The sequence below is a fragment of the Pedobacter zeae genome (genome assembly GCF_014196715.1).
In the GTDB taxonomy this organism is placed as follows: Bacteria; Bacteroidota; Bacteroidia; order Sphingobacteriales; family Sphingobacteriaceae; genus Pedobacter; species Pedobacter zeae.
In genome coordinates, this window is record NZ_JACIEF010000003.1 from 946,186 (window position 1) to 967,435 (window position 21,250).

Below are 21,250 nucleotides of genomic sequence, written 5' to 3' on the forward strand. Positions count from 1 at the left end.
AATTGAGTCAATTAACTGACTCAATTAACGTTTTTAATCAATAAGTTCTAAGGTTTCAATTGCTTCTTCAACCGTATTTATATTATCAAAGGCAATCCTGAGGGTATTTTTTACCTCTTTTAAATTGCACATCCGCGGATGGTTCTGCGCAAATGTTAAAATTTTGGTGAAAGTATTCGAGTCGAAATAAGCAGATTGTTTATCGCTTAAAAAATAGCCGCGCAAACTGTTCTTCTTGAAACTGATTTTCTCAAAACCTAATTTCTTGCCCAGCCACTGCAAACGCACCACGCTGAGCATGGTTTTTACCTGCGGAGGAACAGGCCCGAAACGATCGGCCAGGTGTTTTTCGAAAACGGCCAGTTCGGTTTCGTTATCAAGTTTAGAAAGTTCCGTATATAAGTTGTAGCGCTCGGTAATATTGGTAATGTAAGCATCCGGGATGTACAATTCCAGATCAGTATCTACCTGCGTAAAGCCTACGAACGGCCGGGCAGGCTCATTTTCGAACAGCCCTTTAAATTCAGCTTCTTTTAGCTCCTGGATAGCTTCATCCAATATTTTATGGTACATCTCGAAACCGATTTCGGCAATGAAGCCACTTTGCTCTGCACCCAATAAATTTCCACTGCCACGGATATCCAGATCGCGCATGGCCACATTAAAACCACTGCCAAGATCAGAAAACTCTTCGATGGCACTTAAGCGCTTACGGGCTTCAGAGGTTAAAGTAGATAAGGGTGGTGAAAGCAGGTAACAAAATGCTTTTTTGTTACTCCGGCCTACTCTGCCACGCATTTGGTGCAGGTCGCTCAAACCAAACATGTGTGCATGGTTAATGATAATGGTATTTGCATTAGGAATATCTAAACCCGCTTCTATGATCGTTGTAGCGACCAGTACATCTTTTTCTCCGTTGATGAAATCGAGCATGACATCTTCCAATTGATCGCCATCCAGTTGGCCGTGTGCAATACCAATTCTTGCTTTTGGCACCAGTTTCTGGATTAATCCGCCCAATTGCATCAGGTCGTTTACCCGGTTATGGATAAAAAATACCTGTCCGCCACGATCTAATTCGAACTGAACAGCCTCTTGAATCAGTTTATCATTAAAAACATGTAATTCGGTGTTAACGGGCTGCCGGTTTGGTGGCGGGGTACTGATAATGGATAAATCCCTTGCCCCCATTAAAGAGAAATGTAGCGTTCTCGGAATCGGCGTTGCGGTTAGCGTTAACGTATCAACATTTACACGTATGGCTTTTAATCGTTCTTTTGCGGTAACACCAAACTTTTGCTCTTCATCAATAATCATGATGCCAAGATCTTTAAACTTAACATCCTTGCTTAATAAACGGTGTGTTCCGATTAGAATATCAACTTTGCCTGCAGCAGCTTCGGCCAGCGTATCTTTAATCTGTTTATTGGTTTTAAAACGGTTGATATAATCTACTGTAACCGGAAAATCTTTTAAACGGGAAGAGAAGGTTTTAAAATGCTGTAAAGCCAAAATAGTAGTTGGAACCAGAACTGCGGCCTGTTTGCCCTCCGCAACAGCTTTAAATGCCGCGCGAACGGCGATCTCCGTTTTTCCGAACCCAACATCGCCGCAAACCAAACGATCCATTGGATGTGGCGATTCCATATCTTTTTTTACATCCTGGGTAGCTTTCAACTGATCGGGGGTATCTTCGTAAATAAAAGAAGCTTCGAGTTCAGTTTGTAAATAGCTATCGGGAGAAAATGCAGTTCCCGCCTGGGTTTTGCGCAGGGCATAAAGCCTGATCAGGTCTCGGGCAATATCTTTAACTTTTTTTTTTGTAGTTTTTTTTAGCTTGTCCCAGGCATCAGTACCCAGTTTATTCATCTTTGGCACCCCGCTTTCTTTGCCGCTATATTTGGCTATGCGGTTTAACGAGTTGATGTTTACATAAAGCAGGTCGTTATCTGCATAAATTAAACGGATCATCTCCTGGGTTTTGCCGTTCACCTCCACTTTTTCCAGCCCGGCATATTTGCCGATCCCGTGGTCGATGTGGGTAACGAAATCACCTGATTTTAATTCCCTTAAATCTTTTAAGGTAATGGCCTGGCTTTTCTGGTAACCTTTTTTAAGCTTGTATTTATAATAACGGTCAAAAATCTGGTGATCGGTATAAAATGCCGTTTGGATTTTAGGATCTACAAAACCCTCGCGCAACATGCTGTTGATAGGGGTAAATTTGGCCGTTTTGTCTATATCCTCTAAAATGGCATATAAACGCTCGATCTGCTTTGGCGAATCGGTAAAGATAAAATTAATAATCCCCTCTTTTTCGTTTTCCTTAAGGTTGTGGATCAAGAGGTTAAAATCCTTATTGAAAGAAGGCTGTGGCCTGGTTTCGAACTCAAAACGGTTGTCTGTTTTATAAAAAAACTGTTTACCGAATTCAACCAGGGGGAAATCCTGAAGGTGATCGCCTAATAATTTCTCGTCGCTAAAAGCAAACTTAGGGTCGATCCATTCCGGGTTCTGCGTTTTATCTGCCGCTGGTAAAGCTTTCCAGAGCTCAACCGCTTTTTTAAACCCAGCCTTCACGATATCTAATGTAAATTCTACATCTTTAAACCACAGTTGGGTATCCCGGTCGATGTAATCCAGGATGCTGATATTGCTTTCTGTTAAAAATTTGGCCTGAACGTTCGGTACAATGGTAAACGATTTAACATCAGTAACCGAAAGCTGGCTTTCAATTTCAAAACTTCTGATGCTTTCTACCTCATCGCCAAAAAATTCGATACGATAAGGTAAATCAGAGGAGAAAGAAAAGATATCTACAATACCGCCTCGAATAGAAAACTGCCCAGGCTCATAAACAAAATCCCTGCGGTCAAAGTCGTAATCAATTAAAAATTCATTGATAAAATCGATGCCCAGTTTCGCTCCCAAACTGATTTCTAAAGTGTTTTTTTCCAGTGCAGAGCGATCAATCACTTTTTCGGCAATGGCTTCGGGATAGGAAACCACAATTTTTCCATATTCCGAATCGTGGTTCAGTTCGTTCAATACCTCGGCTCGTGCCAGTACATTGGCGGTATCAACCTGTGTAAAATCAAAAGATTTGCGGTAAGAAGAAGGGAAAAGTAAAACCTGTTTGTCGAGTACGCTTTCCAGGTCGGATTGGAAATATGCGGCCTCTTCCCTGTCCGGCAAAACGAACATTATAGGCTTATGCAATAAAAAATATGAAGAAAGGGCAACGATGGCATCGGCTGAACCCACCAATCCCTTTAATTGTATCTTGGGGTTTTTGGTCGCATTCAACGCTTTGGTAAATTGTGTTACCCTATCGTCAGTTTTGTATCGGTTTATTAAATCTCGAATGTTCAAGGCACAAAAATAAGCTTATCTTTTAATATTAACCCGCAATTTGTGTAAAGGTTTTTTTAACTATTTTTGACTGCGTTCTGATATAAGAATCAGATGTAAGAAAAACTGTAGCTTATTCTTAGATGGTATCGTTCGTTTGGTCGAAATATATTCCCCTTTCGTCGATTAAGGGCAAATCGATGTAACAAAGGTAGTTCTATAGCCTCTAAATAGTATAAAAAGTGAAACAATGAAGTACATTAAAAGCTTTCCACTAGAACTTGTTTTCTGGTTAACAGCTTTACTGTTACTGGCAACAGCGAATAGCCATGAGCATCATTTTACACTTTGTCCTTTAGACCGTTTGGGTTTTAAGGATTGGTGTCCGGGATGCGGTATAGGCAGGTCTATCAGTCATATTTTACATGGCAGGTTTACCGAAAGCTTTTCCGAACATTGGTTTGGGTTTCCGGCGCTTTTGATCATTGTTTACAGAATTTATACATTGATAAAAAATAAAAGAAAGTTTAAAATTTTACCAACAAATACATAGAAACCATGGATATATTTCAATCACCTCTAATGTCGTTACCAGGTATAACACCAGAGGAATACTCATATTTACAACAGGCAACAACCGGTTTAACCGAAGAGCAGTTGCGTAACTTCCTGATGGTTTACAGTAGCAAAAGAAAAAACCCGTCAGATATGTTGATTTTTTGCTTAATCGGACTGTTTGCTGTTCCAGGCTTGCAAAGGTTTATCATTGGCCAGATCGGTATGGGTATTTTATACCTTGTAACAGCAGGTTTATGCTTCATCGGATCGATCATCGATGTAATTAACCACAAAACCCTAGCTTTTGAGCATAACCAGAAAATGGTTTTTGAAAGCTTACAAATGGTAAGAATGGGCGGTGGATTTCAACAGGCAGGCAAATTCTAGTACACCACATTTAAAGTATATAATTTTCAAACCTATCAAGTTTCAAAACCTGATAGGTTTTTTTGTTAAATCAATCCGATAGCAGTGAAACACCCAAACCGGCCACTAAATGGAATATTGTTGGCGCCGGAGAAAGGAGTTAGCAGACAAGTTTTCGAAACCTGCAGGCTTTATTTATATTTATCGAATGAAATTAGCTGAAATTACCAATTATTTAGAAAGCATTGCACCACTTAATTACCAGGAAGATTATGATAACTCTGGCCTGATTGTGGGCGACCCGAATATGGAAATCCATGCTGCTTTGGTGGCCTTAGATTGTGTAGAAAAAATTGTAGATGAAGCCATTTCTACTGGCTGTAACCTCATCATTACCCATCACCCTATTGTTTTTAAAGGGATAAAAAAGCTGAACGGAAAGAATTACGTTGAGCGTGTAGTGGTAAAAGCCATTAAAAACAATATTGCACTTTATGCCATTCATACCAATTTAGACAGCATTCATACCGGCGTAAATGCAAAGATCTGTGAACGTTTGGGCTTAACAGGCACTAAGGTACTGTCGCCAAAAGCCGGACTCTTAAAAAAACTGGTTACCTATTGCCCGCATGCCCAGGCCGAACAATTGCGGTCGGCATTGTTTTATGCAGGTGCAGGGAACATTGGAAACTATAGCGAGTGCAGTTTCAATGCTGATGGTTTTGGCACATTTAAAGGAAATGAAGATTCAGACCCTTTTGTGGGCGAAAAAGGTTTCCGCCATCGCGAAAACGAAGTAAGGATCGAAATGGTGTACCCTACCCAGGCTGAGCGGAAAATTTTGGTTGCCCTTTTCGAAAACCACCCTTACGAGGAAGTGGCTTACGATATTTACAAGCTCGAAAACAAACACCAGTTGGTAGGTTCGGGTATGGTGGGCTGGCTGGAATACGATATGGATGCTTATGATTTTTTACATTTGTTAAAAGACAGGATGCAGGCCAAAGTGGTTCGGCATACCGAAGTAATTGGAAAAAGGATCAAAAAGGTGGCGGTTTGTGGCGGTTCCGGAAGCTTCCTTTTAAAAGATGCAATTGCCGCAGGAGCGGATGTTTTTATCACTGCTGATTTCAAATACCATGAGTTTTTTGATGCAGAGGAAAAACTGATCATTGCCGACATCGGACACTTTGAAACTGAACAATTTACCTCAAATTTATTGCTTGAAATTATTCAGAAAAAATTTACTAACTTTGCAATCCGTTTAACGGAGCAAAATACAAACCCCATAAATTACTTGTTTTAATGGAACAAACCGTAGAACAAAAGCTAAAAGCTTTATACGAATTACAAAATATCCACACCAAAATTGATAAGATTCGTCAGGTACGTGGCGAATTACCAATGGAAGTTGCCGATCTTGAAGATGATGTTTTAGGATTAGAAACCAGAATTTCAAAAATCAAAGGCGAACTTGATGATCTTGAGGATTCGATCGTAACCCGTAAAAATACCATCAAAGATGCGCAAGCTGCCATCAAAAGATATGATTCTCAATTAAAAGAAGTTAAAAATAACCGCGAATACGATGCTTTAACCAAAGAAATTGAGATTCAAGGTTTAGATATCCAGGTTTCTGAAAAGAAAATTAAAGAACATGGTTTCGAAATCAACTCTAAAACTGAAATCTACGAAGCTGCTAAAGCTGAATTGGAAGGCAGAAAAAAGGATTTGGAAGCTAAAAAAACAGAACTTGATGTAATTACTGCAGAAACTGAAAAAGAAGAACAGGATTTACAAAATAAAGCAGATAAAGCGGAAACGCAGATCGAAGATCGTTTATTGGTTGCCTATAAACGTTTACGCAAAAATGCAGTGAATGGTTTAGCTGTAGTAACCATCGATCGCGACTCTTGCTCAGGTTGTTTCAATCAGATTCCGCCTCAACGCCAGTTGGATATCCGTCAACGTAAAAAAATCATTGTTTGCGAACACTGTGGGCGCATCCTGGTTGATGAGGCTCTAACCCATGAGGTAGCTGAAGCCTAAATCCATTATTAAACTAATTTAAACGTCCCGGTCAAACCGGGACGTTTTTTGTTTAGGCCTGTTTTTTGCTTACACAAAACAAGAATAGCTTTTTAGCGTTTAATGTAGAAATTAGTAACATGTGAAGCTGTAGCAGCAGCACAGAACCAACCGAAATAGAACCCCTGATGAATAAAAGCTTCCGTTTTTTTGTAACCTCTGCCCTGCTCCTCTCTCCCTTGTTTTCGCTTGCCAACTTTGATTTTAACAACAATTGCTTAAACGCTTATAAAAGTATTTTCGAACTAAAGCTTGGTAATGCAAGGGCATACATCTCGACCGAAAAGAAACTGCATCCCAATAATTCAATTATCCCGCTGCTCGAAAATTACATCGATTATTTTACCGTACTCACCTCAGAAAGCAAAGCTGATTTCGACCGCTTGAAAGGCAATAAATCATCCCGGCTTGATCAGATCAGTGATGATGATAAAAGTTCACCTTATTACCTGTATGCACAGGCGGAGATCAATTTACAATGGGCGCTCATCCGCGGTCGTTTTGGAGAATATTTTAACGCGGCTATGGAAGTTAAAAGAGCGAACAGCCTTTTACAGGACAACAATAAAAAATTCCCCAACTTTCACCTTAATTTAAAGGGTTTGGGACTAATTAATGCTGTTTTGGGCAATCTGCCTGATGGTGCCCTAAAAAAAGCACTTTCAACCTTTGGCATTAAAGGCAATCTGCAGAGCGGATTGAACATGTTCGAAAAACTGGCCGATAACCTGCCAAAATCATCTTATGAGCCTTTTTACGAAGAAGTGGTGTTTTATTACGCTTACGTATTAACCGATGTGGCACATAGCCCGCAGGCTTATGCCAAAACCATGAAATATACCGAAAGGATTGCCGATACGAGCTTGCTTAAAAGCTACCTGCAAAGTTACGTGTGTATTAAAAATTCGCACAGCGACGAGGCGATAGCCATTTTAGCTAAGCGGCCTGAGGGAGGCGTTTATCAGCCCTTCCCTTATCTTGATTACCTGGAAGGAATTGCACGCTTAAATAAGCTGGACTTAAATGCAGCAACTTATTTTAACCGGTTTTTGCAGGCCACAAAGGGCGTAAATTTTGTAAAGGATGCTTACCTCCATTTAGGGTGGATCTCGCTGCTGAAAGGAGATAAAGCAGGTTATACGGCATTTGCTGCCAAGGCAGTTAAGAATGGCTATACCTATATGGAAAAAGATAAGCAGGCTAAAAGTGAAGCTGCTGCTGGAACACCGACCCTTGATCTCTTAAAAGCAAGGCTTTTGTTTGATGGTGGTTATTTAAACAGGGCCCTGCAGCTACTGGATGATAAAAAAGCAGGAGATTATACAAACGAAAAAGATAAAACGGAGTTTAATTACCGTTTGGGCAGGATATATGATGATCTTGGTAAAGATGAGCAGGCCCTGGCTGCTTACCAGGAAACAATCAATATTGGAAGAAACCTTAAATATTACTTTGCAGCCAATGCCGCCTTGCAAATGGGCAAAGTTTACGAGCGAAAGAAAAACGAGGCTAAAGCAAAAGAGGCTTTCAATACCGCCATTGCCATGAAAAACCACGAGTTTGAAAGCAGTATCGAAAGCCAGGCTAAAGCCGGATTAAGGCGCTTAGCTAATAATTAAAAACGGTATACAAAAGCGTTAATGTGCATGCCTGCACCGACTGAAGCAAAAACCGCTACATCGCCAGCTTTAACTTTATAACCTTTAACCTGTTCTTTTAAAACAAGGTCTAATAACGTTGGTACTGTGGCAACAGAACTGTTTCCTAGCCACGAAATCGTCATTGGAACCAGGTTTTCAGGAACAACGTCTTTACCGTAAAGCTTAAATAAACGCTTCATAATGGCCGTATCCATTTTACCGTTGGCCTGATGTACAAACACAATATTGATATCTTCTACGCTCAACCCGGCTTTATCAATAGCCTTTTTTATCACTTGGGGTACCTGAACAACTGCAAACTCATAAAGTTTACGTCCATTCATTTTAAGGTAAAAATTTCCACTGGTTTCATCCGGGTGCGATCCCTTTCCCATGGTTAGCAGGTTGCCGTAATTAACAGCGTGCGTTTCTGTTTTATGGGCCAATATTCCTTTTTGCGCAGCTGATTCTTCTGCTCCGAAAATTACCGCGCCGGCTCCATCCGAAAAAATCATACTGTCGCGGTCGTGCGGGTCGATAATACGGCTCAGGGTTTCTGCACCGATCACCATCACCCGTTTGGCATCGCCACTTTTAATGTAATAATCGGCCTGAATGGCACCCTGTACCCATCCCGGACAACCAAAAATGAGGTCGTAAGCTACGCAATCAGGATTGTGAATGCCCAAGTGTTGTTTAACTTTTGAAGCCAAGGAAGGTAAAATATCACTCCGGTTACTATTTAAGGGGATGTCGCCAAAATTATGGCAGAAGATAATATAATCTAAGGTTTCCTTATCTATACCTGCATTTTCTATGGCTTTTTCTGCTGCCTTAGCACCAATATGATTACTTAACTGCTCCGGACAGGCATACCGCCTTTCTACGATTTCGGTGATTTCGGAAAATTTGTGAATGATCTCCGCATTCTCTTTCTCCAGGCGGTTTCCGTTCTCGAAGAATGTACTGTTTAAGAATTCGTTTCCAGAGATGATGTTCTGTGGAATGTAACTTCCGGTACCCAATATTACCGTATTAATCGACTTGCCCATAATCATAACACCGGAGACTAAAACGGTATATAGTATAAAAATAGCAATTTTATCGTAAAAACGAAAATATATTTGATTTTATCGCAGCTTATTTTCGAGGGCGAATTTTAATAATCCTGTTTTCCCGGTCACATTTAACTTTTGCGCCATGTTTTTCCGGTGTGTATCAACGGTGTTTAATGCTATAAATAATTTTTGTGCAATTTGCTGGGAAGAGTAATCTTCGCTGATCAATTGGAGAATTTCCATTTCCCGGGCGGTTAAATTATGGCTTTTTTGAAAATAGTCCCCATTGCTAAATACCGATGGCTGCATATCGGGTTTTATTTTTTGGAAATGTTTTTCTCCCCTTTGCACGCCAGAAATGATTTTGAACAAGGTTTCGGCATCAGTATCTTTCTGAACAAATGCCATTACGCCTATTTCTTCGAGCTTGTTCGCTAATTGAGCAGAATAATACATCGATAAAACCATTATTTTGACCACAGGAAAAAGCTGCCTGATTTTTTCGGCGGCGATTTCGCCATCTAAAACCGGCATATTTAAATCGAGGATTAAAATATCGGGTACCTGATTGTTCAAAAGGTGCAGGATCTCCTTTCCATTTGAAGCCATACCGATTATATTAAAATCGGGCTGCTCAGAAAGAATGGCCGATAATCCTTCGGCAAATAATTTATGATCATCCGCGATCATTAATGTAGTGGGTTTCTGCTCGGTCATGTTCATGGTTTCAGTGGGATATCGATTACTATAGTGGTTCCATTCCGGTTACTGTCTATCTGGATTTTTCCGCTCAGGTAATTTACCCGTGAGAGAATATTCTGCATGCCCAGGCCTTTTTTATCCTGATCTGGATCAAAACCAATACCGTTATCTTCAGCCATGATATTGATCCTTTCGCCAAAAGATAAAATCTGGATGGTTGCTTTTGTGGCCATGGAATGTCTGTTGATGTTATTGATCAATTCGTTCACAATACGGTAAATGGTAATTTCTGTAGCACTTTCAATGGGATGTTCAACCTGGAAAACAAATTCGAAGGCAATTTTGCCTGAATGGTTTAAGCTGTTGAAATGCTCTTTCAGGGTTTCGATCAAGCCCAGTTTTTCGAAATTTTTGGGCATTAAATTATGCGATATTTCCCTTAAATCGGCACAGGCTTTTTCGATCATGCTAATGGTTTGATCATAAAACATCCGGTCGTTTTCGGTCAGTTTTAACACTTTTTGTTGGAAAGCGGTAATGTTTAATTTGATGATGGATAATGTGCCACCCAAATCATCATGGAGGTCGCGGGCCAGGCGGGTTCTTTCATCTTCCTGCGCATTGAAAATGCCGTCGGCCAGATCAACCTGGTGTTTACTTTTTTCTTCGAGCAGGATTTCCTTTTCTTTTTTCAGAAAATTATAACGCTGGGTTAAAGCAAAAGAAAGAAAGATAATTTCGGCGGTTAAACCTACCACTAGGCCGTTTGGCTTTAACAGGTTAAAGTTGGTAAGGCCTAAGGTGTTAAAAACATAATTGAACACACCAAACAAAAGCATTACGGTAGCAATAAAGTAATACCAACCCAATTTATAACCTGCCCTGATGCGTTCGACCACGCAAATAATCAGTACAATAACCGTAAGCAGGGCTAAAAAGTTGTTGATGTAAAAAACGGTTTTCTCGAGTGCGATAAACGATTTAAACAGCATGAAAACTGGGATAATGGACATCAGCCAGCAAAAACGTTTATAATAGGTGGTAAAGCGGTAGAGCCTGCTGTTTTCAGGGTTTTGATTAACGAACAGCTGCATCACCTGGATCAATAGCCCACAGCTTAACGAAGCCATAATAAGCCGCATGTAATCCTGTAAACCGGGCAAATCGGGGTAAAACCATTGGAAAGCAAGTCCTTCCTCTTCAAGGATAAAAATCAGCGTACAGAAAATATAGATGGCATAATAAAGGTGTATCTTATCTCTGACAGAAGCATAGAGCAGCATGTTGAATATAACAGCAAATACAAAAATACCCGTATAAAATCCAAAAAGGGTATGCTGCGGGATTTCCGCCTGGATAATATCAATATCGCGCCCTATCGACATGGGCATGTACATGTTCTGTCCACGCTTATCGGCCCAGAGGTAAAAAGTGGCTTTTTCGTGTGGGGCGAGTACAAGCGGATAAATAAAACTTCTGTTGTGATACGGGCGCTGTCTAAATGGGAAATGATCGCCGGTTAAACCAAGCCGATGTATTTTCCCAGTTGTATCTACCTTGAAAAGCTGAAGCCGGTTAATACTTGAGCTCTGCTCCTTAAACATCAGGTGGACAGATTGGTTTAAGGTATTTTTGATATCGAAAGCAATCCAGTAATACGACTGGGTATAACCCTTACTAAAAACTTTTCCAACGGTTAACGGACTGAGTTTGTTTGCCTGTTTAAGGTTGATGATAGAATCGATATTGAGGTTTAAGTTCCTGTCCTCATAAAAATAACCATGCCTGCTGATGTCGAACTTTTTGGCGGTATCGATTAGAATGGGATTGCCCTGTTGAGCAAAGCACAAATGGAATGGTAATAATAAGAATAGTAATAAAACTTTATTCATTAAGCGGATTATTGAAAAGATATAATCAATATTCCATAAATATAACAAGATTAAAGAACTACTAAATATACCGAGTACTCGGTATATAAACCACTTTGGCTATCGATTACTTTTATATCAAACTAAACGATATAAAAACAAGACCTTCCTGACTACTATTTATAGCACAGATAGCAATGTCAAATTGCTTGTTTTGCGGAGAGAATATGCCTTTTATAATTACAATATATATTATTTAAAATCTAAATTGGCACTATTATGAAGAGCAAATTATTTTTCCTTTTAGGAGGAATGGCGTTATTCTATTGTTCATGTGCAAAGATATGTACTGTTCAACCAATAAGTACAACTGTAAACGAAACAGTAGTTTCTTTCGCATCCTCCAAAATTCCTTGTAAAAAAGTAGCGGAATATGAAGAAGCAGTTAAATTATCAGTCAATGCAATTTATTCTCAAAAGTTCGAAACTGAACTTGAAAATTATGTAAAGGATAGTATTGGTAGCGGGCCGCATGCAAAAGCCTGGAAAGGGTTGGTAGCCAAAGAAATAGTAGATAAAATACGCAGACAGATTAATGGGGAGTATATAGAAACTTACGGTGGAGCAATTGGATGGTTTCGCTATACTTTTTACCATAACATTGCCTACGACGGTACAGCAAATGGCCCGATTTTGCTAAATAGAATTCCATTAAAGCATCGTAATGCAGCTAGCATTGCAAATACAATAGCCCATGAAACGGCGCATAGAATAGGATTGATACATCCCAACAGCAACATTGACCTTAAAATAGCTTATAAAGAACCGCCTTATGTAATTGGTGACATAATAGAAAATCTTTGTTCAAAGAAATTATTAAGTTCTGATACCAAATAAACTCAATTTAAGATAAAATCATGAAAAAATTCGCCCTCATCACTTTAATAATTTTCATCTGTAACGGCACTAAAGCGCAAGATCAGGATCCAATTAAATCAGATACTACACGTTATCTTAATCTGAAATATATCGGTTTTTACAGACAGAATCACCCATTATCCTATATTGCTCCATTGGGAGAACTGGGCTCTAAGAATAAATACATCTTTAGCTCAAGACTAAGTACATCTTTCATGATTCTTGGAACCAAGGGATCTCGACTGGCAGCTGCATTAATTCCTGACTTTACAATAAGGATGCTTGATCTAAATTCTAAACCTGTATATACACCGGATTTTAGAATCGGAGGAGCATTTTATTACCGGCTGAATAATGATGAAAATAATTATAAATATGCAACTCTGGGTTTCATGCATCACTCTAATGGACAGGATAATACACCAAGACAAGTTGTAGGCACATTGAATTATAAAGATTGGGATTTCTCTACCAATTACATTTATGGGAGGTATAATTGGGGGAGAGTTAAAAGTAACGGTAATATCTTAAAATCTTCACTCAATCAACAGGTTGAGTTTAAATCAAATGGATTGTTTGGCTATGACAATGTTATAAAAGGAGACTATGGTTTTACGAGAATCGGCTATAGTGTTTCTTACAGGACATATTCCTATTTTTACGATCTTTTAACCAAGGATGAGAAAGAAAACAATAAGCGAGTTCCTAATAAAGAAGATGATAGAAAAGGATGGTTAAATAAGGAGCGGTTCAGATGGAATCTAGAAACAACTTATGCAATAAATAAATATGACAGTTATAATTTCTTTGCGGTTAAAAGGCGATTAAATATAGAAGCAACGGCATATTATTCGCCATTTTGGATGAGACAAACCTCACTTATGTTGGGTACAGGCTATTATGGGGAAGACCCATACAATATTTACTTTAAAGATAAATATGCCTGGGTAAGGTTTGGTATCGCTGTGGGATTCTTAAAATATACGGCAAAGGCGAGAGGTAAAAGCTATGAAAGTCAAGAGCTTAACTAAAATCGTCGATCAAAAACACAAACAGCTCTTTAGGCCCATGTGCACCTAAAACCAATGTTTTTTCGATGTCGGCAGTTCTGCTGGGGCCGGTAATGGTGCTGATCATGGACGGGATTTGGTTGCCATATTTGTTTTTTAACAACTGAAAGGCATCTTTAAGATCTAAAACCAGCTGACTTGTTTTGGCAATCACAATGTGGTGATGTGGGAAAATGCTCAGTCTCCTGCCGGCAGCACCGCTGTTGCTTACCATAACACTTCCGTTACGCGCAATCAATGTTTCGCAGAGGGTAATGCCAACCTCTGCCTGGTCAAAATCTTTATCGGTTTGGTAAAATGGAAATTCGTACTTATTTAAGAACTGCTGCAGCTCGGGCTCCCAACAGTAAATTTTACGCCACTTAAATTTATCGGCCAGCTGGAGCATATTTTCAAAAAAATCTATCCCATCCTCACAGAAGATAAAATTACCCGATACGGCAGTAAGCTGTTCAGCAAACAATACCTCTAACTCATCGGTGTTTTTTTTATACAATGCACTCTCTTCCAAATTAGGATAAGGGCTTTCGCGCTTTTCCAAAAGTGCTTTCCTTATCTTTTTTAGTATTTGCTCTTTCGCTGTCGTATTATCCTTCATTATAAAAAAAAGCTACCCCAATGATTAAACCAGGGTAGCAAATGTAATAATAGAAATTATTTATTTATGCTTCTACCGGAGTAATATGTCCGGGAGTTCCGCTTTCTGCTTGATTTTCGAATAAACGTTTACCAAAAATGACTTCTAAATCATCTTTAAATAAAACTTCTTTTTCGATCAAAATATCAGCCAATTGAATCAACTTATCTTTGTTTTCTTCCAATAATTTGATCGCTCTCTGGTATTGGCCTTCAATTAATGCCGAAATTTCCTTATCGATGGTTAAAGCAGTGTCTTCTGAGTAAGGTTTTGAGAAATTATACTCATTCTGACCTGAAGAATCGTAATAAGTAATGTTACCTAATTTCTCGTTCAAACCATAAATGGTAACCATTGCCCTGGCCTGTTTGTTTACTTTTTCTAAGTCACTTAAGGCACCTGTAGAAATGGTATCGAACATTACTTTTTCAGCTGCCCTACCGCCCATCGTTGCGCACATTTCATCGAGCATTTGATGAGGGCGAACAATTAAACGTTCTTCTGGTAAATACCAGGCCGCACCTAGGCTCTGTCCGCGTGGAACGATCGTGACCTTAACCAATGGCGCTGCATGTTCCAGCAACCAGCTTACTGTAGCATGACCGGCCTCGTGAATAGCGATAGCACGCTTTTCGCTTGGCGTAATGATTTTGTTTTTCTTTTCTAAACCACCAACAATACGGTCTACTGCATCTAAGAAATCTTGCTTATCAACCGCCGATTTATTCTTACGCGCTGCAATTAAGGCCGCTTCGTTACAAACATTTGCAATATCTGCACCTGAAAATCCAGGGGTTTGTTTGGCTAAAAATTCAGTATCAAGCTCTTCTGATTTTTTAAGCGGAGCAATGTGGACTTCGAAAATTTGTTTACGCTCTATAACATCCGGTAAGTCAACATAAATCTGTCTGTCGAACCTTCCGGCTCTTAATAATGCTTTATCTAAAACATCGGCGCGGTTGGTTGCAGCCAAAATGATCACGTGTGTATTGGTTCCGAAACCATCCATTTCAACCAAAAGCTGGTTTAAGGTGTTTTCGCGCTCATCATTTCCGCCCATCACACCATTTTTACCACGGGCACGGCCAATGGCATCAATCTCATCAATAAAGATGATACATGGTGATTTATCTTTTGCCTGTTTAAATAAATCGCGCACACGTGATGCACCCACCCCAACAAACATTTCTACGAAATCAGATCCTGATAAAGAGAAAAAAGGAACCTGTGCTTCACCCGCAACGGCTTTGGCCAACAAGGTTTTACCAGTACCCGGCGAACCTACCAATAAGGCGCCTTTGGGGATTTTTCCACCCAGATCCGTATATTTTTTAGGGTTTTTAAGGAAATCAACAATTTCCATTACCTCTGTTTTGGCCTCTTCTAAGCCTGCAACATCATTAAAAGTAATGTTTACCTGGCTCTCTTTATCAAATAAAGTGGCTTTTGATTTTCCGATGCTGAAAATCTGACCACCACCGCCAGCACCGCCGCCCATTCTGCGCATCATAAAGATCCAGAAACCGATTAAAAGCAATACGGGTAAAATAATGCTTAAAAACCAGCTTGCCAATGGATTGCTGCGGCTCGTTTTTTCTGCCAATACCCTCGGTTGGTTGGCAGGAAGGTCTTTTTGCGAATCGGCAAGTTGTTTATCAAGGCCATCCATAGTGCCGGCATTGAAAAATACAATCGGGCCATTGTTTGCATTTACATTAAAGGTGCTATTGCTTTTATATGCATTGTAGATGGGTTTTTTCAGGCTATCTTTTTTGATGTAAACCTCCACCCTTACTAAATCGTCTGATTTATAGGCAACAACTTTCTGAACATCACCTTTAAGTAACATCTGTTGTTCAAACTTTTGGTAGGTAACTTCTTTACCTCCATCAGTAGTAAATAAAAACTGTGCTGCTATAATCGCAATGATAATGGCCGCATAAACCCAGAAAATATTAAATTTTGATCCTTTCTGTGGTTTTTTCGGAATATTTGGAATTCTTTTTCCCTGTTTCTCGTTGGTATTTTGATTGTCGTTCATTTGTCTTTGTCAAAAAAATTGGTGCTAAGGGTTATGCGCTTTGATAATTTGTGCTTTCTGCATCCCCCCAAAGTTCTTCTATGCCATAAAAGTGGCGCTTTTCGGTTTTAAAAATGTGCACAACCACATCAAAATAATCAAGAATAATCCAGTCTGCTGATTCAAAACCTTCTTTATGCCGTGGATCGGCCTGGGTGGCCTTATATATTTCTTTTTCTACACTATCAGCAATAGCTTTTACCTGCGTAGCAGAGTTGGCGCTCGCAATAATAAAATAATCCGCTACTGAAGTATGAATATTTCTTAGATCTAACCGCACAATATCTTCTCCTTTTTTTTCTTGTATGCCATGTACGGCCAATTCAGAAAGGTATGTAGAAAGGGCTACTATTTTCTTTTTTACCATTAAAATGCTTTAATTTTGGAATTAAAATAATATAAATTCAACACTTGCAAAATAACACTTTTTCGACACTATTTGTTGGTCAAAATTTAATCAAATTAAAAGAAGTTGATTCTACCAATAACTTTTTAAAAGATTTGGTGTCAAAATCCGAGCCATTAGCCGAAGGTACTGTAATTATGGCAGATAATCAGTTTGCAGGCCGCGGACAGCAAGAAAACGTTTGGCAAACCCAGGCGGGTAAAAACATCAGTACCAGTATTTATTTAAAACCATCTTTCCTGCCCTTAAATAAACAGTTTTACCTTAATATAGCGGTTAGTTTGGCTGTAAGCGATGCTTTAACCTGTTTTGTAAGCGAGGGTATAAAAGTAAAATGGCCTAACGATATATATTATGGGCAAAAGAAACTGGGGGGCATACTGATTGAAAATATACTGACAGGTACCACGATTAAATCATCGGTAATTGGCATTGGTTTAAATATAAATCAATCAGAATTTTCAGAAAATATCCGTGAACGTGCCACTTCGGTCATTCAAATTTTACAAAAAAATGTTCCTTTACTGGATATTATGAAGAAAATATTCCTGTTTATGGAAAAATACTACTTAATTTTGAGAGCAGGGAATTATCATATTTTACAAAATGATTACCTTGCAAGACTATACAACTATCAGGTTTCTGCGTTATATAAACATAATGGAGAGATTTTTGAAGGTCTGATTACAGGAGTTGAAGATGGCGGGAGGTTAGCTGTTGATACCAAAGATGGCTTAAAGAGCTTTAACTTTAAAGAAATAGAATTTATACACACAAAATAAACACGAATGAAAAAAATCACCTTAGTGCTTTCGATGGTACTTTTTACCATTGCCGGCGCATTTGCTCAGATCGAAAAGCCGGTAACATGGGCTTACTCAGCAAAAAAAACAAGTAAAACAGAAGCGGTAATCTATTTAAAAGCGACAATTGATGACAGATGGCACATCTACTCGCAAAATGTTAAAGACGGCGGGCCTGTAAAAACCACCTTTACATTTGCTCCGTCTAAAGATTTTAGTCTTGTTGGCAAAACCATCGAGCCTAAGGCCATTGTTAAGTACGAAAGCACCTTTAAAATGAACGTAAGTTACTTTGAAAAAGCAGTTATTTTTCAACAAAAAATAAAATTAAACAAAGGTACTACTGTGGTTAAAGGTAAAGTAGAGTTTATGGTTTGTAACGATAAACAATGTCTTCCTCCTGAAGAAGTTGAATTCAGCGTACCCGTTAAATAGTTGAGCTCAAAATATTTAGAAACAGTCCCGAATTTTCGGGACTGTTTCTTTTTAAAGTAAAATCTATTCCGTATACAGGTTTATGGAGAGCCATTTATAAAATTATGCTTAATTTCACGGGCTCAAACACACACATAATACACAAATGAAAAAGGTTTTATTATTGTTACTAATGGCCGGCTTGTTTATCGCATTGCCAGCGGTTAAAAGTTTCGCCGCCGTAACACAAGATACTACAGCAACCGCTCCTCCCGATGATATTGTTTTTACTGAAGTAGGTTCAGCACAGGATAGTGCAGCCAATAGCCAGGTAAAAACTGAAAAAGACACCCTCAAAAAGGATACAGCCAAAGTTGAAAAGGCTACCATAGGGGGTAAAGATGCTCCCAAACAATCACTTTGGGTAACTTTTGGCTTAGGTTTATTGGCCGGTATTGCCGCTTTTTTTCTTCCATGTATTTTCCCGATGGTGCCACTTACTGTTGGTTTTTTTACCAAAAGGGCCGAAAGCAGGGCAAAAGGAATCAGAAGTGCCATTATTTATGGTTTATCGATCATTGTCATTTATGTTGGATTAGGCGTTATTATAACCTTGATTTGGGGTGCCAGTGCATTAAATGAAATATCGACTGACGGATTTTTTAATATTTTTATCTTTCTTATTCTGGTCGTTTTCGGCGTATCCTTCTTAGGGGCTTTCGAAATTACCCTGCCGAGTTCATTTGTAAACAAACTCGATGCAAAATCAGATGCCAAAGGCTTAAGCGGAATCTTTTTTATGGCCGCAACTTTAGCCGTTGTTTCTTTCTCTTGCACAGGTCCGCTTATTGGAACCTCTTTGGTGGCTATTAATACCGATCTTTTAACCCCTATTGTGGTCATGTTTGGCTTTTCGCTGTCGTTGGCCTTAATTTTTACCATGTTTGCCATTTTCCCAAGTTTGATGACGGGTTTGCCAAAATCCGGAGGGTGGTTAAACTCGATTAAAGTTTTCCTGGGCTTCCTGGAACTGGGTTTATCTTTAAAATTCCTTTCAACGGCAGATCTGGCTTATCATTGGGGAATATTAGACCGTGAGGTATTTTTGGCCATCTGGATTGTACTTGCCATAATTCTGGGTGTTTATTTACTGGGGAAAATCAAATTCTCTCATGATAGCGATCTTCCTTATGTTTCTGTACCCAGGTTATTTGTTGCTACTGCAACTTTTGTATTTGCGGTTTATTTAATTCCGGGCCTGTGGGGAGCGCCTTTGAAAGCAGTTAGTGCGCTGGTTCCTCCGCTTTCTACGCAGGATTTTGTTATCGGCCAGGATAATGGTGGTGGTTCAAACCAAACTGCAGCAGCTAATCATGCTAAACGTAAATATTCTGAATTTCTACATATTCCACATCATATTGATGGTTTCTTCGATTATGAGGAAGCTTTAGCCTATGCGAGGGAAGTAAAAAAACCGTTATTCCTTGATTTTACCGGGCATGGCTGTGTAAATTGCCGCGAAATGGAAGCCCGTGTTTGGTCTGACCCCAGAGTGCTTAAAAAATTAAAAGAGGATTATATTGTGGTATCGCTTTATACCGATGACAAAACAGATCTTCCCGAAGCGGAAAAATTTGATTCGAAAATTTTGGGCACCAAAGTAAATACGGTTGGTAAAAAGTTTAAACATTTACAGGCTGAAAGATTTAATACCATTTCGCAGCCATATTATGTACTTTTGGGTACCGATGAGAAAGAATTAGTTTCACCCCCTATCGGAGTAGAATTTAATATAGACAAATATTTGCAATATCTGGACAAAGGATTATCGGAATTTGCCAAGAAACAAACAAATGAATAAGATCAAGAATATTGGCGTTTTAACCTCTGGTGGAGATTCGCCAGGCATGAACGCCGCCATTAGGGCTGTAGTTAGAGGCTCTATTTATTATAACATTGAGGTAACCGGTTACATCCGGGGCTATGAAGGGCTGATCAACAATGATTTTATCCCCATGGACCGGAAATCTGTGGCCAACATCATTCAGCGCGGGGGTACTATTTTAAAAACAGCACGAAGTGAAGCTTTTAGAACCGTTGAAGGCAGGAAGAAAGCGTATGAAAACCTGAAAGCTAAAGAAATTGATGCTTTAATAGTAATCGGTGGAGACGGAACGTTTACGGGAGCCAATATTTTTTCTAAAGAATTCGATTTCCCGATTATAGGTTTACCCGGAACAATAGATAACGATTTAGCGGGTACCGATTTTACCATTGGTTATGACTCTGCCATTAATACGGTTATCGATGCTGTAGACAGGATCAGGGATACTGCCGAATCGCACGACAGGCTTTTTATTGTAGAGGTAATGGGCCGTGATTCGGGATTAATTGCTTTAAGAAGCGGAATTGGTGCCGGGGCTGAAGCCATCATGATTCCGGAGGCGAATATGAATGCTGATGATGTTTTGCATAAATTAGAGCACAGCCGTAAAGACAAGTCTTCGAAAATTATTATCGTTGCCGAAGGTGACGATACCGGGGGTGCATTTAAAGTAGGCGAAATTTTGCAGGAAAAATATCCACACTATGATACAAAGGTTTCAGTTCTGGGCCATATTCAGCGGGGAGGTAAACCTACCTGTATGGACCGTGTATTGGCCAGCCGTTTGGGTGTTGCAGCCGTAGAAGGTTTAATTAGCGGGGAAAGCGGCGTAATGGTAGGACAGGTAAACCGGGAAATTATTTTTACCCCCTTCGATCATGCTATTAAACACATTAACGCAGAAAAAGTAAGCACCAAATGGCTTAAACTAATCGATATACTTTCGTTTTAAAACGAAAACAGGATATAAAAAGAAAAGTCTTTCCCGCACCGGAAAGACTTTCTTGTTTTTGCTTAGTGTTCGCAATAAGCAATTTCTTAGTCTTCTAAAATTACCGCAGTACCATTGGCACTTACCATGAGCATGCTGCCACCGCTACCAACGGTTTCATAGTCCAGATCTACACCAACAATTGCATTGGCACCTAAAGCGGCTGCGTATTGTTGCATCTCATTAACGGCGGTATCTTTTCCTTCGCGTAAAACACGTTCATAAGAACTGGATCTGCCCCCTACAATATCGGTTATACCTGCAAATAAATCTTTAAAAATATTTGCGCCAATAATTGTTTCTCCGGTAACCAGACCAATATATTTTACAATTTTTCTGCCCTCAACTGTAGGCGTTGTGGTTACTAACATCGTTTCAGTTTTTATAATTAGAACTCATTTTCTGAAAAATG

The 21,250-nt window shown here is 39.3% G+C and carries 19 protein-coding genes; 11 read left to right on the top strand and 8 right to left on the bottom strand.

The window, feature by feature from the left end; translation table 11 throughout:
- Nucleotides 1–33: 33 nt before the first annotated feature.
- Nucleotides 34–3,372: a transcription-repair coupling factor gene (mfd, locus tag GGQ60_RS17115; protein ID WP_183766625.1), complete on the bottom strand. Its 3,339-nt coding sequence runs from the start codon at nucleotides 3,370–3,372 to the stop codon at nucleotides 34–36.
- Nucleotides 3,373–3,601: 229 nt separating this feature from the next.
- Between mfd and GGQ60_RS17120 the strand changes: the two genes are divergently transcribed.
- From GGQ60_RS17120 to GGQ60_RS17140, 5 genes are all read left to right on the top strand, one after another.
- A complete protein-coding gene (locus tag GGQ60_RS17120) occupies nucleotides 3,602–3,904 on the top strand; it encodes a DUF2752 domain-containing protein (protein WP_183766627.1) in 303 nt (100 codons plus the stop codon).
- Between the two features lie 5 nt (nucleotides 3,905–3,909).
- Entirely contained in the window at nucleotides 3,910–4,296 is a 387-nt protein-coding gene (locus GGQ60_RS17125) for a TM2 domain-containing protein (RefSeq protein ID WP_183766629.1), read from the top strand.
- 187 nt (nucleotides 4,297–4,483) lie between these two features.
- Complete coding sequence (locus GGQ60_RS17130; RefSeq protein WP_183766631.1) at nucleotides 4,484–5,581, top strand: Nif3-like dinuclear metal center hexameric protein; 1,098 nt, start codon at nucleotides 4,484–4,486, stop codon at nucleotides 5,579–5,581.
- Nucleotides 5,581–6,324 (top strand): zinc ribbon domain-containing protein, encoded by a 744-nt coding sequence (locus GGQ60_RS17135; RefSeq protein ID WP_183766633.1) that lies wholly within the window; start codon nucleotides 5,581–5,583, stop codon nucleotides 6,322–6,324. Before GGQ60_RS17130 ends, GGQ60_RS17135 begins: the two co-directional genes overlap by 1 nt.
- 167 nt (nucleotides 6,325–6,491) lie before the next feature.
- Nucleotides 6,492–7,982, top strand: coding sequence for a YfgM family protein (locus tag GGQ60_RS17140; RefSeq protein WP_183766635.1), 1,491 nt, complete (start codon nucleotides 6,492–6,494; stop codon nucleotides 7,980–7,982).
- Here GGQ60_RS17140 and GGQ60_RS17145 read toward each other — a convergent pair.
- The 3 genes from GGQ60_RS17145 to GGQ60_RS17155 all read right to left on the bottom strand — a co-directional run bounded on the left by GGQ60_RS17145 (nucleotide 7,979) and on the right by GGQ60_RS17155 (nucleotide 11,655).
- Nucleotides 7,979–9,061 carry a 3-oxoacyl-ACP synthase III family protein gene (locus tag GGQ60_RS17145; RefSeq protein WP_308421199.1) on the bottom strand — a complete coding sequence of 361 codons (1,083 nt, stop codon included), beginning with the start codon at nucleotides 9,059–9,061 and terminating at the stop codon, nucleotides 7,979–7,981. The genes GGQ60_RS17140 and GGQ60_RS17145 overlap by 4 nt on opposite strands.
- A 72-nt stretch (nucleotides 9,062–9,133) precedes the next feature.
- On the bottom strand, nucleotides 9,134–9,778 hold the full coding sequence (locus GGQ60_RS17150) for a response regulator transcription factor (RefSeq protein WP_229685138.1): 645 nt from the start codon (nucleotides 9,776–9,778) through the stop codon (nucleotides 9,134–9,136).
- 2 nt (nucleotides 9,779–9,780) lie between these two features.
- Nucleotides 9,781–11,655: a sensor histidine kinase gene (locus tag GGQ60_RS17155; RefSeq protein WP_183766640.1), complete on the bottom strand. Its 1,875-nt coding sequence runs from the start codon at nucleotides 11,653–11,655 to the stop codon at nucleotides 9,781–9,783.
- A 258-nt stretch (nucleotides 11,656–11,913) separates the two neighbouring features.
- Between GGQ60_RS17155 and GGQ60_RS17160 the strand changes: the two genes are divergently transcribed.
- Together GGQ60_RS17160 and GGQ60_RS17165 are read left to right on the top strand one after the other, a co-directional pair.
- Nucleotides 11,914–12,531, top strand: coding sequence for a hypothetical protein (locus GGQ60_RS17160; RefSeq protein WP_183766642.1), 618 nt, complete (start codon nucleotides 11,914–11,916; stop codon nucleotides 12,529–12,531).
- 20 nt (nucleotides 12,532–12,551) lie between these two features.
- Entirely contained in the window at nucleotides 12,552–13,583 is a 1,032-nt protein-coding gene (locus GGQ60_RS17165; RefSeq protein ID WP_183766644.1) for a hypothetical protein, read from the top strand.
- Here the strand turns inward: GGQ60_RS17165 and GGQ60_RS17170 are convergent.
- The 3 genes from GGQ60_RS17170 to rsfS form a co-directional block, all read right to left on the bottom strand.
- Complete coding sequence (locus GGQ60_RS17170; RefSeq protein WP_183766646.1) at nucleotides 13,576–14,220, bottom strand: LutC/YkgG family protein; 645 nt, start codon at nucleotides 14,218–14,220, stop codon at nucleotides 13,576–13,578. The two genes, GGQ60_RS17165 and GGQ60_RS17170, sit on opposite strands and share 8 nt — an antisense overlap.
- A gap of 64 nt (nucleotides 14,221–14,284) precedes the next feature.
- Nucleotides 14,285–16,300, bottom strand: a complete 2,016-nt coding sequence (gene ftsH / locus GGQ60_RS17175; RefSeq protein WP_183766648.1) for an ATP-dependent zinc metalloprotease FtsH — start codon at nucleotides 16,298–16,300, stop codon at nucleotides 14,285–14,287.
- Nucleotides 16,301–16,331: 31 nt separating this feature from the next.
- Nucleotides 16,332–16,706 carry a ribosome silencing factor gene (gene rsfS / locus GGQ60_RS17180; protein ID WP_183766650.1) on the bottom strand — a complete coding sequence of 125 codons (375 nt, stop codon included), beginning with the start codon at nucleotides 16,704–16,706 and terminating at the stop codon, nucleotides 16,332–16,334.
- 44 nt (nucleotides 16,707–16,750) lie between these two features.
- On the opposite strand from rsfS, the gene GGQ60_RS17185 reads away from it, so the two are divergent.
- From GGQ60_RS17185 to pfkA, 4 genes are all read left to right on the top strand, one after another.
- The gene (locus GGQ60_RS17185; RefSeq protein ID WP_183766652.1) at nucleotides 16,751–17,527 is read left to right on the top strand and encodes a biotin--[acetyl-CoA-carboxylase] ligase; all 777 of its coding nucleotides are present in this window, start codon (nucleotides 16,751–16,753) and stop codon (nucleotides 17,525–17,527) included.
- 6 nt (nucleotides 17,528–17,533) lie between these two features.
- On the top strand, nucleotides 17,534–17,983 hold the full coding sequence (locus tag GGQ60_RS17190) for a protein-disulfide reductase DsbD domain-containing protein (protein ID WP_183766654.1): 450 nt from the start codon (nucleotides 17,534–17,536) through the stop codon (nucleotides 17,981–17,983).
- A gap of 145 nt (nucleotides 17,984–18,128) precedes the next feature.
- The gene (locus GGQ60_RS17195; protein ID WP_183766656.1) at nucleotides 18,129–19,823 is read left to right on the top strand and encodes a protein-disulfide reductase DsbD family protein; all 1,695 of its coding nucleotides are present in this window, start codon (nucleotides 18,129–18,131) and stop codon (nucleotides 19,821–19,823) included.
- On the top strand, nucleotides 19,816–20,799 hold the full coding sequence (gene pfkA, locus GGQ60_RS17200) for a 6-phosphofructokinase (protein WP_183766658.1): 984 nt from the start codon (nucleotides 19,816–19,818) through the stop codon (nucleotides 20,797–20,799). Before GGQ60_RS17195 ends, pfkA begins: the two co-directional genes overlap by 8 nt.
- Nucleotides 20,800–20,885: 86 nt before the next feature.
- Here pfkA and GGQ60_RS17205 read toward each other — a convergent pair whose 3' ends face one another.
- Nucleotides 20,886–21,209 carry a heavy metal-binding domain-containing protein gene (locus GGQ60_RS17205; protein WP_025141635.1) on the bottom strand — a complete coding sequence of 108 codons (324 nt, stop codon included), beginning with the start codon at nucleotides 21,207–21,209 and terminating at the stop codon, nucleotides 20,886–20,888.
- Nucleotides 21,210–21,250: the final 41 nt, after the last annotated feature.